Annotated in this window: 12 protein-coding genes; 11 read left to right on the top strand and 1 reads right to left on the bottom strand. The window is 59.7% G+C overall.

Features of this window, described 5'->3' with window-relative positions:
- Positions 1 to 343: 343 nt before the first annotated feature.
- The 3 genes from LOY55_RS15395 to LOY55_RS15385 are packed head-to-tail and all read left to right on the top strand — an operon-like array spanning position 344 to position 4,026.
- Entirely contained in the window at positions 344 to 1,357 is a 1,014-nt protein-coding gene (locus LOY55_RS15395; RefSeq protein ID WP_109784814.1) for an iron ABC transporter substrate-binding protein, read from the top strand.
- Positions 1,358 to 1,360: 3 nt separating this feature from the next.
- Positions 1,361 to 2,959: an iron ABC transporter permease gene (locus LOY55_RS15390; RefSeq protein ID WP_109784813.1), complete on the top strand. Its 1,599-nt coding sequence runs from the start codon at positions 1,361 to 1,363 to the stop codon at positions 2,957 to 2,959.
- A complete protein-coding gene (locus LOY55_RS15385; RefSeq protein WP_109784812.1) occupies positions 2,956 to 4,026 on the top strand; it encodes an ABC transporter ATP-binding protein in 1,071 nt (356 codons plus the stop codon). Before LOY55_RS15390 ends, LOY55_RS15385 begins: the two co-directional genes overlap by 4 nt.
- Before the next feature lie 10 nt (positions 4,027 to 4,036).
- Here the strand turns inward: LOY55_RS15385 and xerC are convergent, their stop codons facing one another.
- Entirely contained in the window at positions 4,037 to 4,975 is a 939-nt protein-coding gene (gene xerC / locus LOY55_RS15380; protein ID WP_408980989.1) for a tyrosine recombinase XerC, read from the bottom strand.
- Between the two features lie 382 nt (positions 4,976 to 5,357).
- Between xerC and arnB the strand changes: the two genes are divergently transcribed.
- The 8 genes from arnB to LOY55_RS15340 are packed head-to-tail and all read left to right on the top strand — an operon-like array spanning position 5,358 to position 14,152.
- Positions 5,358 to 6,506 (top strand): UDP-4-amino-4-deoxy-L-arabinose aminotransferase, encoded by a 1,149-nt coding sequence (gene arnB / locus LOY55_RS15375; RefSeq protein WP_109784810.1) that lies wholly within the window; start codon positions 5,358 to 5,360, stop codon positions 6,504 to 6,506.
- Positions 6,503 to 7,522: an undecaprenyl-phosphate 4-deoxy-4-formamido-L-arabinose transferase gene (gene arnC / locus LOY55_RS15370; protein ID WP_109784809.1), complete on the top strand. Its 1,020-nt coding sequence runs from the start codon at positions 6,503 to 6,505 to the stop codon at positions 7,520 to 7,522. The genes arnB and arnC overlap by 4 nt, the downstream gene beginning before the upstream one ends.
- Entirely contained in the window at positions 7,519 to 9,510 is a 1,992-nt protein-coding gene (gene arnA / locus LOY55_RS15365; protein WP_109784808.1) for a bifunctional UDP-4-amino-4-deoxy-L-arabinose formyltransferase/UDP-glucuronic acid oxidase ArnA, read from the top strand. The genes arnC and arnA overlap by 4 nt, the downstream gene beginning before the upstream one ends.
- On the top strand, positions 9,510 to 10,394 hold the full coding sequence (gene arnD, locus LOY55_RS15360; protein WP_109784807.1) for a 4-deoxy-4-formamido-L-arabinose-phosphoundecaprenol deformylase: 885 nt from the start codon (positions 9,510 to 9,512) through the stop codon (positions 10,392 to 10,394). Before arnA ends, arnD begins: the two co-directional genes overlap by 1 nt.
- Positions 10,391 to 12,037, top strand: coding sequence for a lipid IV(A) 4-amino-4-deoxy-L-arabinosyltransferase (arnT, locus tag LOY55_RS15355; RefSeq protein WP_109784806.1), 1,647 nt, complete (start codon positions 10,391 to 10,393; stop codon positions 12,035 to 12,037). The genes arnD and arnT overlap by 4 nt, the downstream gene beginning before the upstream one ends.
- The gene (arnE, locus tag LOY55_RS15350) at positions 12,034 to 12,378 is read left to right on the top strand and encodes a 4-amino-4-deoxy-L-arabinose-phosphoundecaprenol flippase subunit ArnE (protein ID WP_109784805.1); all 345 of its coding nucleotides are present in this window, start codon (positions 12,034 to 12,036) and stop codon (positions 12,376 to 12,378) included. Before arnT ends, arnE begins: the two co-directional genes overlap by 4 nt.
- The gene (gene arnF / locus LOY55_RS15345; protein ID WP_109784804.1) at positions 12,375 to 12,776 is read left to right on the top strand and encodes a 4-amino-4-deoxy-L-arabinose-phosphoundecaprenol flippase subunit ArnF; all 402 of its coding nucleotides are present in this window, start codon (positions 12,375 to 12,377) and stop codon (positions 12,774 to 12,776) included. Before arnE ends, arnF begins: the two co-directional genes overlap by 4 nt.
- The gene (locus LOY55_RS15340; protein ID WP_109784803.1) at positions 12,773 to 14,152 is read left to right on the top strand and encodes a UDP-glucose/GDP-mannose dehydrogenase family protein; all 1,380 of its coding nucleotides are present in this window, start codon (positions 12,773 to 12,775) and stop codon (positions 14,150 to 14,152) included. Before arnF ends, LOY55_RS15340 begins: the two co-directional genes overlap by 4 nt.
- Positions 14,153 to 14,155 lie beyond the last annotated feature (3 nt).

The following is a 14,155-nucleotide window of genomic DNA, read 5'->3' as shown; positions in this document are numbered from 1 at the left end:
GGGCCACTGAGCTATCCTTTCGCCACCTTCTGGTGTGGAGCGGCCGCCCGTCACAATCGGGGCGATTGCTCAAATCCCGATACGGCTGGTGCCCCCCCCCCCAACATCGCGCTTGATCTGCCTGACCTTGATCGATGACATCGTTTGACATCGATCAAGGGCAAGGGGCCAAAGGAATGCTAACCTGAATGGAAATGACATGTATTAACGGTTTCTTTGACGTTTTTTTCTCATTTAGCGCTCTACATTCCCTGCCGACTCAAAGCATGCAAATGATTCGCATTGATTGACAGGTGAATCGGCGTGCATGACTTCTAAAAAAGAACAGGAGCAGCCCCCCAGAATGACGCCCTCGATCCCTTCGTTCCTCAAATCCGCACTGCTAAGCACTGCACTGCTGGCCGCCGGGCACGTGTATGCCGCTGATACCGCCGGTATCGTGGTCTACAACGCCCAACACGAAAGCCTGACCAAGGCCTGGGTCGAGGGTTTCACTCAGGAAACAGGGATCCCGGTCACCTTGCGCAACGGCGACGACACCGAGATGGGCAACCAGATCGTACAGGAAGGCGCCGCCTCCCCGGCCGATGTGTTCCTGACCGAAAACTCCCCGGCCATGGTGCTGGTCGACAAGGCCGGGCTCCTTGCTCCGGTAGCGCCGACCACGCTGGAACAAGTCGAATCAGCTTATCGTCCGGCGCATGGCAAATGGATCGGGATCGCCGCGCGCTCCACGGTGTTCGTGTACAACCCGAGCATGCTGCCTGAAGCCGATTTGCCCAAGTCGCTGATGGACCTCGCCGGGCCAAACTGGAAAGGCCGTTGGGGCGCGTCGCCGGCCGGCGCCGACTTCCAGGCCATCGTCGCCGCCGTGCTCGAACTCAAGGGCGAAGCAGCTACCCTCGAATGGCTTAAAGGGTTGAAAGCCAACGCCACGATTTATCGCGGCAACAGCGCCGTACTCAAGGCAGTCAATGCCGGCCAGGTCGACAGCGGCGTGATTTACCACTATTACAGCTACGGCGATCAGGCCAAGACCGGCGAAAACAGCAAGAACACCGCCCTGTACTACTTCAAACATAAAGACCCGGGTGCCTTTGTCAGTGTTTCCGGTGGCGGCGTTCTGGCCTCCAGCAAACACAAGGAAGAAGCACAGGCGTTCCTGAAATGGATCACCGGTAAAGAAGGCCAGAAAGTCCTCGAAACCGGTAAGTCGTTCGAGTACGCCGTGGGTAAAAACGCACCCTCCAACCCTAAACTGGTGCCTTTGCAGCAGCTGGACGCGCCAGCAGTCGATGCCTCAAAACTCGACAGCAAAAAAGCCGTGGAGCTGATGACTCAGGCGGGATTGCTCTAATTGATGCCAGAAACCCTGCCAGGGGGTGTCGCCACGGCGATGCCCTCGAACTTGCGACGACGCGCCCGTGGTGTCTTCGCAGGTCGCGGCGGCGCGTGGGTGATCAGTTTGTCCATACTGGTCTCGCTCCTGTCGCTGTTACCGATTGCCTTCGTACTCGGTGTGTCGATCCAGACAGGCTGGGCGGCCATCGTGCCGCTGGTCTTTCGACCTCGGGTCGCTGAATTACTGTTCAACACCGTGCTGCTGGTGCTGATCACTATTCCTTTATGCATCATGCTGGGCCTGGCGCTGGCCTGGCTGACAGAACGCACCAACCTGCCGGGTCGACGCGGGTGGTCGCTGCTGGCGACGGCGCCGCTGGCCGTACCGGCGTTCGTACACAGCTATGCGTGGGTGAGCCTGGTGCCACCGATACATGGGCTGTTTGCCGGCGTCCTGGTCTCGGTCATCGCCTACTTCCCGTTCCTGTACCTGCCAATCGCCGCCACCTTGCGCCGGCTCGACCCGGCCATCGAAGACGTCGCCGAATCGCTGGGGCTCAAGCCCTGGGCGGTGTTCTTTCGTGTGGTGCTGCCGCAACTGCGTCTGGCCATTTGTGGCGGAGCGTTGTTGGTGGGCCTGCACTTGCTGGCCGAATATGGCCTGTACGCGATGATTCGCTTCGACACCTTCACCACCGCGATCTTCGACCAGTTCAAATCCACCTTCAACGGCCCGGCCGCCAACATGCTGGCCAGTGTGCTGGCCCTGTGTTGCCTGGCGATGCTGACCGCCGAATCCGCCGCTCGCGGAACGGCGCGTTATGCCCGGGTGGGGTCGGGAAGCGCGCGCGCACAGCGGGTTGTGCGCTTGGGTTCGCTAGCCAAAACACTTGGCCTGCTGCTGCAAATCATCACCTGCACGCTGGCACTGGGTGTGCCGTTGATCACGCTGGGCAAGTGGCTGATGGCGGGCGGCACACAGGTCTGGGAACTGGACGAATTGATGCCGGCACTGCAACAGACATTGCAGCTTGGCGCGGCGGGCGCGGTTCTGACGACCTGCGCTGCGATTCCGATTGCCTGGCTGTCAATTCGCTCGCCGGGACGGTTGCAACGGGTACTGGAAAGCTGCAACTACATCACCAGTTCGTTGCCGGGGATTGTCGTCGCGCTGGCCCTGGTGACCGTCACCATCCACTTTGCGCGGCCGATTTACCAGACTACGATCACCGTGCTGCTGGCGTATTTGCTGATGTTCTTGCCTCGGGCGCTGGTGAGTTTGCGCGCGGGTATTGCCCAGGCGCCGGTAGAGCTGGAAAACATCGCGCGCAGCCTCGGCCGCTCGCCCGGTCGGGCCTTGTGGCTGATCACCTTGCGCCTGGCCGCACCGGGTGCCGCCGCTGGAGCAGCGCTGGTGTTTCTGGCGATTACCAATGAACTCACCGCCACCCTGTTGCTCGCGCCCAATGGGACGCGCACCCTGGCCACCGGTTTCTGGGCCATGACCAGCGAAATCGACTATGCCGCGGCTGCGCCCTATGCGCTGTTGATGATCCTGCTGTCACTTCCGTTGACCGGGCTTCTTTATCACCAATCCAAACGAACGGCTGGCCGATGAACGCACTTGAACTGCATGCCATTTCCAAGTCCTATGGCGACCAAAAGGCGCTGGAGAGCATCAACCTGTCGGTGCCCAACGGCAGCCGAACGGTGATTGTCGGCCCGTCCGGTTCAGGCAAAACCACCCTGTTGCGGATGATTGCCGGCTTCGAGTTCCCGGACACGGGCCGTCTTTCAATCAATGGCCAGACACTCGTCGACGACACCCACGAGGTGCCGGCCCATCAGCGCCTGATCGGCTACGTCCCCCAGGACGGTGCCCTGTTCCCGCACATGACCGTGGCCGCCAATATCGGTTTCGGCCTGTCGAAAAAGGGCCACGAAAAAAACGAACGCATCGCTGAACTGATGGACAGTGTGGCGCTGGACAAGAGCATGGCCAACCGTTGGCCCCACGAACTCTCCGGCGGCCAGCAGCAACGTGTGGCCCTGGCGCGGGCGTTAGCCCAGCAGCCACGCTTGATGCTGCTCGATGAGCCTTTTTCCGCCCTCGATACCGGTCTTCGAAGCGCCATGCGCAAGATGGTCGCCCGACTGTTGTCCGATGCCGGTGTCACCACCATCCTGGTCACTCATGACCAAAGCGAAGCGTTGTCATTTGCCGATCAACTGGCCGTGATGCGTGATGGCCGGCTCGTGCAGTCAGGCCACCCGCTGGATCTCTATCGCTACCCCGACGATGAGCAAACCGCGCTGTTTCTCGGGGATGCCGTGGTCATGCCTGCCAGAATCGAAGCCGGCTGGGCCCATTGCGACCTCGGCCGGATACCGGTGAACAACCACCGCAACAACAAATCGGCGCAAATCATGCTGCGCCCCGAGCAACTGCAACTCGTCAGCATCCATCCCAGCCCCGACGAAGTGGCCGGGTGCCGCGCCGTGGTCACCGACCGGGACTTCAGTGGCAATACCTGCACATTAACCGTGGAATTGCAGACCCCGGTCTTGGGGGAACAGTCGGGTCGGTCATTAACGGTACGCAGTTCAGGTATGTACGCGCCGCCTGCCGGCAGCGCGGTGCATGTCTCGACCATCGGCCATGCCCACGTGTTCAGCGAGTCGTAACCGGCCTGTTTTAAAGATCAAAGCGATCCACTGCGCGTCGCCGCTCGTTGTCGTCGCGCACATCGTAATTGGCGGTCGTCTGGATATTGCTGTGATGCGCCAGTTTCTGGGCAATGGACAAATCGTGCTCCTCGATCACGCGAGTGATGAATGAGCGCCGAAAATCATGCGGCATGATCTTCACACCCACCTCGGCACCGCGCTGGCGCGCAATGTAATAGATCGCATGCTTGGTCACGCGCTCGCGGGTGATATGGCTGCCACGCCGGATCCGATTGAACAGAAACGGGTCGTCCACTTCGCCCTCCTTGAGCTGTGAACGACGAAACGCCAGCCAGGCCTCCAGTTTGGTGAAGGCCCAGGCGGGTGCGTACTTGATCAATTGCTTGTTGCCCTTGGCGGTGACCCGCAGGCTGCGCTCGGCAAAATCGACCTGTGACAGGTCCAGGTTCACCGACTCCGACTTGCGCATGCCCGAACCGTACAAAATCCCGATGATCGCTGCGTCCCGCAACCCTTGTGGCCGGGGATCGGCGGCACACACCGCCATCAACTCCTGGATCAGCGTGCGCCGCAAGTTACGCCCCTGGGACAACCGGGTGCCGGCAATCCCTTTGACCGAGCGCATTTTCAGCAGATGCTCCTGACTGATCAGGCTCATACGCCACGCCTCGTTCATCACCCCGCGCACCGCGTTAACGTACAGCGATGATGTATTGGGGGCGTAGCCGTCTTCGCGCAACGCAGCCACTAGCGCAATGACATTTTCCGGCTGCAGCTGATGCCAGGGGATCTCCTCGATGTTCACGTCTTCGAAACCCAGGCGATCCGCGGCATCCTGCAAAACATATCGCATGGTCAACTGACTGGAGGGCGCGAGCCGGGCCAGGTACAGGGTCAACGGATTGGTCTTTGTAGCAACAGGATGGGTAACAGGTAAGTCAATCAAACGAAACGGCCTTGTGAAAACGATGCAGTAAAGCAACTAAGGGTTGAAATATCCTTCATCTAAAATGGAGACTTCCGTAGGACTTTCCCTCTAAAAACCGCGATGAACGGCACGAGTCTGAACAGTGCCTGTATGACGCTCAGATAAACGAATTGCCAACCGGGTTTTCATGTTCCTTTCACGAAAATGCGCATACCCTCAACGAGTCGCGACTGTCCCTCACAGGGCTCCAACGTGCCGACCGGAACAAAAAAAGTCAATTGATGCGGTTTATCACGCAGTTTCGGTAACTGATTGAAGCAGCTAATTTTTTATCGTCTACGCTTGCCTTGGATCCAACACATCCGGTATTTATGTCCGTTCATTTCAGCCCGAGGTGCCCATGAGTCAGGCGTTTCTCCCCTTCTCCCGCCCGAGTATCGGCGATGAAGAAATTGCAGCCGTAGAGCAAGTATTGCGCTCCGGCTGGATCACTACCGGGCCGAAAAACCAGCAATTGGAAGAGCAATTCGCCAACTATGTTGGCTGCCGGCATGCCGTTGCACTTTCTTCGGCCACCGGTGGCATGCACATCACCTTGCTGGCACTGGGCATTGGTCCGGGCGACGAAGTCATTACCCCGTCCCAGACATGGGTGTCCACCGCCAACATGATCTGCCTGCTGGGCGCCACGCCAGTGTTCGTCGACGTTGACCGCGACACACTGATGAGTGATGCCACCAGCATCGAGGCGGCCATCACCCCGCGCACCAAGGCCATCATTCCGGTGCACTACGCCGGCGCTGCCTTCGATCTCGACCCGCTCTATGCGTTGGCCGACAAACACGGTATCGCCGTCATCGAAGACGCCGCCCACGCCGCCGGCACCTTCTACAAAGGTCGACACGTCGGTTCGACAGGCACGGCCATCTTCTCGTTCCACGCTATCAAGAATATGACCTGCGCCGAGGGTGCGATGTTCGTCACCGACGACGAAGCGCTGGCCAGCCGGGTGCGCATGCTCAAGTTTCATGGCCTCGGCGTCGATGCTTACGACCGCATGACTCACGGCCGCAAACCTCAGGCACAGGTGATGGAGCCGGGTTTCAAATACAACCTGGCCGACATCAATGCCGCCATCGCACTGGTACAGCTGGAGCGCCTGGACGACATCAACGCCAAACGCACCGAACTGGCACGCACGTACCTGCAACGCCTGGAAGGCAGCGCCGTGCAGCCGCTCGCGGTGCCGACCTACCCGCAACAACACGCCTGGCACCTGTTCATCCTGCGCATCGATCCCGAGCGCTGCGGGCTGGACCGTGAAGCGTTCATGAAGGGTTTGCAGGAGCAAAACATCGGCACCGGCATCCACTTTATAGCCACACACCTGCACACGTATTATCGTCAGCGTTTCCCGAACATTTATTTGCCCAACACCGAATGGAACTCGGCGCGGCTATGTTCGATTCCCTTGTTCCCGGACATGACCAACGATGATGTCAATCGTGTGGTCGATGCCATTGAAAACGTTATGGACAGAGCTCAGTGAAACCTTACCCAATCAATTGCGTATCGGTTGTTATCCCGGTCTACAACGAGCAAGACAGCCTGCCCGAGTTGCTTCGACGTACTGAAGCGGCGTGTGAGCAGTTGCACCATGAATACGAAATCGTGTTGGTGGATGACGGCAGCCGCGACGATTCGGCGCAAATCCTCGAGGACGCTGCCAATCGCGAAGGCAGCAAAGTGGTCGCGGTCATTCTCAACCGCAACTATGGCCAACACGCGGCGATCATGGCGGGCTTCGAGCATTGCAAAGGTGATGTCGTCATCACCCTCGATGCCGACCTGCAAAACCCGCCTGAAGAAATTCCGCGACTGGTGGCCCAGGCCGAACTCGGTTATGACGTGGTCGCCACGGTGCGCAACAACCGTCAGGACTCGGCCCTGCGCCGCTGGCCTTCGAAGCTGATCAACCTCGCCGTTCAGCGCTCGACCGGCGTTGCCATGAGCGATTACGGCTGCATGCTGCGTGCTTACCGCCGCACCATCGTCGACGCGATGCTGGCCTGCCGCGAACGCAGCACCTTCATCCCGATCCTGGCCAACAGTTTTGCCCGGCACACCACGGAAATCCTGGTGATGCATGCCGAACGTGAACACGGCGAATCCAAGTACAGCCCCATGCGCCTGGTCAACCTGATGTTCGACCTGATTACCTGCATGACCACCACGCCATTGCGCCTGCTGAGCATCATCGGCTTCGCCATGGCCGGTCTGGGTGTGCTGTTTGCCATGACATTGATTTTCTTGCGCCTGGTGTTTGGCGCTGAATGGGCCGGCGACGGTTCGTTTGTACTGTTTGCCGTGCTGTTCGTGTTCACCGGTGGGCAATTCATCGGTATGGGACTGTTGGGCGAGTACCTGGGACGCATGTACAGCGATGTCCGTGCCCGCCCTCGTTTCTTTGTCGAAAAAGTCTTGCGCAGCCAACCCGCCGCGCCCGCCCCCGTTGTCACCGTTGACGGTCTCACTTCCACTTCTTCAGATCAGGTTCTCTCATGAGTGCAAAAGCTGTTGTCTTCGCCTACCACGATATTGGCTGTGCCGGTATCGAATCCCTGCTTGCGTCCGGCATTGAAATTGCCGCCGTGTTTACTCATGCCGATGATCCCAAAGAAAACGCCTTCTACGGTTCCGTTGCCCAGTTGTGTGCGCGAAAAGGCATCCCGGTTCATGCCCCTGAAGACGCCAACCATCCGCTGTGGATCGAGCGCATCGCCAAACTCGACCCGGATTACCTGTTCTCGTTCTACTACCGCAACCTGCTGACCGAACCGCTGCTGGCCACCGCCCGCAAAGGCGCATTCAACCTGCACGGTTCGTTGCTGCCAAGCTACCGTGGCCGCGCGCCGGCCAACTGGGTACTGGTGAACGGTGAGACCGAAACCGGCGTGACCTTGCACCGTATGGTCAAGCGCGCCGACGCAGGCGCGATCATCGCCCAGCAAAAAGTTGCCATCGAGCGCAGCGATACCGCCCTGACCCTGCACGGCAAGTTGCGCCTGGCCGCCACCGACTTGCTGCGCGACACCCTGCCCGCCTTGCTGCAAGGCAAAGTCACCGAAACGGCCCAGGACGAATCCAAAGCCACGGTGTTTGGTCGCCGCACACCTGCCGATGGCAAGCTGTTCTGGAAAAAGCCGGCAGAAGAACTGTTCAACCTGGTCCGCGCCGTGACCCAACCTTACCCGGGCGCTTTCTGCGACGTGGGCGAGCACAAGCTGATCGTCTGGAATGCTGAAGTAGCCAAGGGCAATGAAGGCCTGGCGCCGGGTCGCGTCATCAGCGTCGACCCTCTGCGCATCGCTTGCGGCGAAGACTCGCTGGTGATCACCGCCGGTCAGCGCAATGACAACGGTCTTTACCTGAGCGGCCCGCAACTGGCCAACGAATTGGGCCTGGTCGACGGCTCCGTACTGCGCGGTGCCGAATCCGGTCGTGCACCACGCCGTACCCGCGTGCTGATCCTGGGCGTCAACGGCTTCATCGGCAATCACTTGTCCGAGCGCCTGCTGCGTGACGACCGCTATGAGGTTTATGGCCTGGACATCGGCTCGGACGCTATCGAGCGCCTGCGCAGCCACCCGAACTTCCACTTCGTCGAAGGCGATATCAGCATTCACTCCGAGTGGATCGAGTATCACATCAAGAAGTGCGACGTGGTCCTGCCGCTGGTGGCGATTGCCACGCCAATCGAATACACCCGCAACCCGCTGCGCGTATTCGAACTGGACTTCGAAGAAAACCTGAAACTGGTTCGCTACTGCGTCAAATACAACAAGCGCGTGATCTTCCCGTCGACCTCGGAAGTCTATGGCATGTGCCAGGACCCGAACTTCGACGAAGACACCTCCAACCTCGTCGTCGGCCCGATCAACAAGCAACGCTGGATCTACTCGGTCTCCAAGCAACTGCTTGACCGCGTGATCTGGGCCTACGGCCAGAAAGGCCTGAACTTCACCCTGTTCCGTCCATTCAACTGGATGGGTCCACGTCTGGACCGTCTGGATTCGGCTCGTATCGGCAGCTCCCGCGCCATTACCCAGCTGATCCTGAACCTGGTGGAAGGCACGCCGATTCGCCTGTTCGACGGCGGCGAGCAAAAACGCTGCTTCACCGACATTGCTGACGGTGTTGAAGCGCTGGCACGCATCATCGACAACGACAACGATGTCTGCAACGGCCAGATCATCAACATCGGCAACCCGGAAAACGAGGCCAGCATCCGTCAACTGGGCGAAGAGCTGCTGCGTCAGTTCGAAGCTCACCCGCTGCGCAGCAACTTCCCTCCGTTCGCCGGTTTCCGCGACATCGAGAGCAAGGCGTTCTACGGCACCGGTTACCAGGACGTGTCCCACCGCAAACCGAGCATCGCCAACGCCAAGCGCCTGCTGGACTGGACGCCAACGGTGGAAATGAGCGAGACCATTGGCAACACGCTGGACTTCTTCCTGCGTGAAGCCATGCTCGAAATCGCGGACAAGCGTTAATGCAGGCAGGCCTTCGAATCGATGTCGACACCTACCGAGGCACCCGTGAGGGGGTGCCCCGGCTGCTGGAACTCCTCGATGAAGCGCAAGTCAAGGCGACGTTTTTCTTCAGTGTCGGACCGGACAACATGGGGCGCCACTTGTGGCGCCTGATCCGTCCGCAATTCCTCTGGAAAATGCTCCGTTCCAATGCTGCCGGGCTGTACGGCTGGGATATTTTGCTGGCCGGCACCGCCTGGCCAGGCAAACCGATCGGCCGTGACCTGGGGCATTTGATGCGCCAGGCCCAGGCTGCCGGGCATGAAGTCGGCCTGCACGCTTGGGATCACCATGGCTGGCAGGCCAACGCCGGACGCTGGAGCGACGCACAGTTGATCGAACAGATCCGCCGGGGCGTCGACACGCTCAGCGACATCCTTGGGCAAAAGGTCGACTGTTCAGCCGCTGCCGGTTGGCGCGCGGACGAGCGTGTGATCGAAGCCAAAGAGACGTTCGGCTTTCGCTACAACAGCGATTGTCGCGGACAGAGTCTGTTTCAGCCGATCCTGGCCGGTGGTGGTTTAGGTGCACCTCAGATACCGGTGGACTTGCCGACCTTCGACGAGGTGGTCGGCCCGACGGTCGCCGCCAATGACTTCAACGCCTTCATTCTTGATCGCTTTACCCCTGAACAACTCAATGTCTACACCATTCATGCAGAAGTAGAAGGGATTCTGATGGCCAACGATTTCCGTCAGCTGCTGGCCGATGCACGCCAGCGTGACATTCATTTCCAGCCCTTGGGCGATCTGCTCCCGGACGCTCTCAACACCTTGCCCACAGGACGTGTGCTACGTGGTGCCCTTGACGGCCGCGAAGGCTGGCTGGGAGTGCAAGGCGCATGAGCAAACGCTGGGCTCTTCCCCTATTGCTGGTCCTTTTCGCCTTGGCGTATCTGCTGCCACTGGGTACCCATGGCTTGTGGATTCCAGACGAAACCCGCTACGCGCAGATCAGTCAGGACATGCTCCTGAGCGGCAATTGGGTATCGCCGCATTTCATGAGCGTGCGCTATTTCGAAAAACCGGCGGCTGGTTACTGGATGATCGCTGCCAGCCAGGCGCTGTTTGGTCAGAACCTGTTTGGCGTTCGGTTTGCCTCGGCGCTGAGCATGGGCCTGAGCGTGTTGCTGTGTTTCCTGATCGCCCGCCGACTGTGGAACGATCCGCGCAAGAGTTTTGCCTGCGCACTGCTGTACATGAGTTTCAGCGTCATCGCCGGTCATGCCGGGTATGCCAACCTGGATCCGCAATTCACCTTTTGGGTCAACCTGAGCGTGGTCGGCCTGTGGTTTGCCCTGGACAGCGTCGGCCGTCAGCGACTGTTCGGCTGGGCAGTTCTGGGACTGGCCTGCGGCATGGGCTTCATGACCAAGGGGTTCCTCGCCTGGTTGCTGCCGGTGCTGGTGGCCCTGCCCTACATGATTTGGCAAAAACGCTGGAAAGAACTGCTGATCTACGGCCCGGTTGCGATTGTCGTGGCCATTGTGGTGAGCCTGCCGTGGGTGTTGGCCGTTCACTCGCAGGAGCCCGATTACTGGCGGTTCTTCTTCTGGCACGAGCACATTCGCCGCTTTGCCGGCGACGACGCTCAACATAGCGAGCCGTGGTGGTACTACCTGCCGCTGTTGGTCGCCTTCAGCTTGCCGTGGGTGGCGCTGTTGCCATCGGCGTTGAAACAGGCGTGGCAAACCCGCCGCCAGGCCAGCATCGGTTTCCTGTTGCTGTGGATGGTCATTCCGCTGGTGTTTTTCAGCATCAGCAAAGGCAAATTGCCGAGTTACATACTGCCGTGCCTGCTGCCCTTGGCCCTGCTGCTGGGGAACGCACTGGCCGACCGATTGAAGCTGGAACAGGGTCGCCTGCTGGGCATCAACGGCTTGCTGAACCTGGTGCTGGGCCTGGTCACCCTGATTGCCCTGGTCTACCTGCAACTGAAAAAGCCGCTGTATGACCATGAACTGCACAACCTGGTGTTGGTGTTCATCGGTTTGATTGGCTGGATCATGGCCAACCTGCTGCAAGCCTTTAGACCGTTGCAATGCTGGGCCGCACCGGCATTTGGCAGTCTGCTGCTGATCGGTTTGATTCCGGCCGGCTTGCCCAATTCGGTGGTCGCCAACAAGACGCCCGACCAATTCATCCTCCATCACATGGATGAGCTGGCACAGACCGACAAACTGTTGAGCAACGATCTCGGCGCCGCTTCCGCGCTGGCCTGGCGCATGAAGCACCCGGACGTGGCGCTGTACAACACGATAGGCGAATTGAAATACGGTCTTGCCTACCCTGACTCGGCACAGAAGCTGGTCACTGTCGGCCAGGTTCAGCAGTGGATGAGCGACGCCCGCCGAAGCGGCTCGGTCGGTGTGGTCATGCGGGTGAAGGGTGACGAGGAATTGCAGGAAATCGATCTGTTGCCCAAGGACGGTAAACGCTATGAACAAGGCAACCTCGTCATTCTGATTTTCCCTAAGGAGGCACCGTGAGCCTGCTGTTGGTACTGGTTGCGTGCCTACTGACATGCCTGGGACAGATTGCTCAGAAATACGCCGTAGAGAGCTGGCGTGGCCAGACCTCGGGATGGGCCGACAAGCTGCGCTCGCCGTGGTTGTGGCTGGCGCTTGTCTCGTTGGGGTTGGGCTTGCTGGTTTGGCTGCTGGTGTTGCAGCGCCTTGAAGTCGGCATTGCCTACCCGATGCTCAGCCTCAACTTTGTGTTGGTCACGCTGGTCGCCCGTTTTGTTTTCCATGAAACGATCGACCGCCAGCACTGGTTCGGGGTGGCACTGGTGATCGGTGGCGTGGTTCTGCTGGGGCAACACGCATGAGCCTGCGTCGCGGAATCACCTTCGCCATGGGCAGCGTGCTGCTGGTCAGCGCCGCGCAATTGGGCATGCGCTGGAGCATGACGCGCCTGCCGTCTCCGGAAAACGTGTTGTCTTCCAGCATCGATCTGGTCGCGGTGGCGGTCGTGCTGAGCGCGATTGTGGCCTACGCCCTCTCGATGCTCTGCTGGCTGGCCGCCCTGCGTGACGTGCCGCTGGGCCGGGCCTATTCGCTGCTGAGCATCAGCTACGCGCTGGTGTACTTGCTGGCCGCCAGCCTGCCAGTGTTCAACGAATCATTCAGTCTTTCAAAGACCGTCGGGGTGGCTTTGGTCATGCTCGGGGTCATCGTCATTAACTCTCGTTCAGTTCGCGCGCCCGAAATCAGGAGTGCTTCATGAAAATCAGTGTATTTGGTAGTGGTTACGTTGGTCTGGTGCAAGCGGCCGTCCTGGCTGAAGTCGGCCACGACGTGGTCTGCATGGACATTGACGAGAAAAAAGTCGAATTGCTGCAACAAGGCCATGTCAGCATTTTCGAACCGGGGCTGGCCAGCCTGGTGCGCGAAAGCCTGGACGCCAAACGCCTACAATTCACCAGCGATGAAAAATTCGCCGTGCAACATGGCCAGGTCCTGTTCATTGCGGTGGGTACACCGTCCCAGGACGATGGCTCGGCGGACCTGAGCTACGTGATGTCGGTGGGCGATGCGGTAGCACGCCATCGCGAACAGCCGGCGATTCTGGTGGAGAAATCCACGGTACCGGTAGGCACCGGCGACGCATTGCGCGCGCATATCGACAAATGTCTTGCGAAGATCGGCCGCGATTTGCAGTTCGATATCGTCTCCAACCCCGAATTTCTCAAAGAAGGCTCGGCCGTGGCCGACTGCCGGCGCCCGGACCGGATCATCATTGGCTGTGAACGTGACGAAGTCCGCGAAGTCATGCGCGACCTCTATGCACCGTTCAACCGCAACCACGACCGTGTCATGTTCATGGACCTGCGCAGCGCCGAGCTGACCAAGTACGCCGCCAACTGCATGCTGGCGACCAAGATCAGCTTCATCAACCAGATCGCCGAACTGGCCGAGCACCTGGGCGCCGACATCGAATCGGTGCGCCTGGGCATCGGCGCCGACTCGCGTATCGGTTACCACTTCATCTACCCCGGCTGCGGTTATGGCGGTTCGTGTTTCCCCAAAGACATGCGCGCGCTGATTCACAGCGCCCAGGAAGCGCACTGTTCCAGCGACCTGCTGCAAGCGGTGGAAGCCATCAACGAGCGCCAGAAGCACAAGCTGTTCGAACGGGTCAAGGCGTTCTATCGCGGTGATCTGCGGGGCAAGACCTTTGCCGTATGGGGCCTGGCGTTCAAACCCAACACCGATGACATGCGCGATGCGCCGAGCCGGGTACTGCTGGAATCGCTATGGGCTGCGGGCGCCAATGTGCGTGCTTTCGACCCGGAAGCCATGCAGGAAACTCAAAAGCTCTATCCGAATGAATCGAAGCTGATGCTCATGGGCACGCCGGAATCGGTATTGACCGGTGCCGACGCACTGATCGTCTGCACCGAATGGCAACAGTTCAAGGCGCCAGACTTCGACCTGATCCAGCAGCGCCTGAACGCACCAGTGATTTTCGACGGCCGTAACCTGTACGACGCAGACCGTATGGCACGCAACGGCTTCAAGTACTTCCCGATGGGCCGTGGCGAATCGCGCAACCTGCCGATTCCGTATCAGCAATGGTCCAGCAACGCCGTGGACGCGTAATCG

The sequence above is a fragment of the Pseudomonas sp. B21-040 genome (genome assembly GCF_024748695.1).
In the GTDB taxonomy this organism is placed as follows: Bacteria; Pseudomonadota; Gammaproteobacteria; order Pseudomonadales; family Pseudomonadaceae; genus Aquipseudomonas.
Note: the sequence above shows the minus strand (reverse complement) of the source record. Positions and strands in the feature narration are given on the sequence as shown.

Excerpts from the sequence above, each read along its gene's own strand:
- LOY55_RS15390 (WP_109784813.1), top strand. The coding sequence starts at position 1,361 with ATGCCAGAAACCCTGCCAGGGGGTGTCGCCACGGCGATGCCCTCGAAC.
- arnF (WP_109784804.1), top strand. The coding sequence starts at position 12,375 with ATGAGCCTGCGTCGCGGAATCACCTTCGCCATGGGCAGCGTGCTGCTG.
- arnA (WP_109784808.1), top strand. The coding sequence starts at position 7,519 with ATGAGTGCAAAAGCTGTTGTCTTCGCCTACCACGATATTGGCTGTGCC.
- arnD (WP_109784807.1), top strand. The coding sequence starts at position 9,510 with ATGCAGGCAGGCCTTCGAATCGATGTCGACACCTACCGAGGCACCCGT.
- arnT (WP_109784806.1), top strand. The coding sequence starts at position 10,391 with ATGAGCAAACGCTGGGCTCTTCCCCTATTGCTGGTCCTTTTCGCCTTG.
- LOY55_RS15395 (WP_109784814.1), top strand. The coding sequence starts at position 344 with ATGACGCCCTCGATCCCTTCGTTCCTCAAATCCGCACTGCTAAGCACT.
- LOY55_RS15385 (WP_109784812.1), top strand. The coding sequence starts at position 2,956 with ATGAACGCACTTGAACTGCATGCCATTTCCAAGTCCTATGGCGACCAA.
- LOY55_RS15340 (WP_109784803.1), top strand. The coding sequence starts at position 12,773 with ATGAAAATCAGTGTATTTGGTAGTGGTTACGTTGGTCTGGTGCAAGCG.
- arnB (WP_109784810.1), top strand. The coding sequence starts at position 5,358 with ATGAGTCAGGCGTTTCTCCCCTTCTCCCGCCCGAGTATCGGCGATGAA.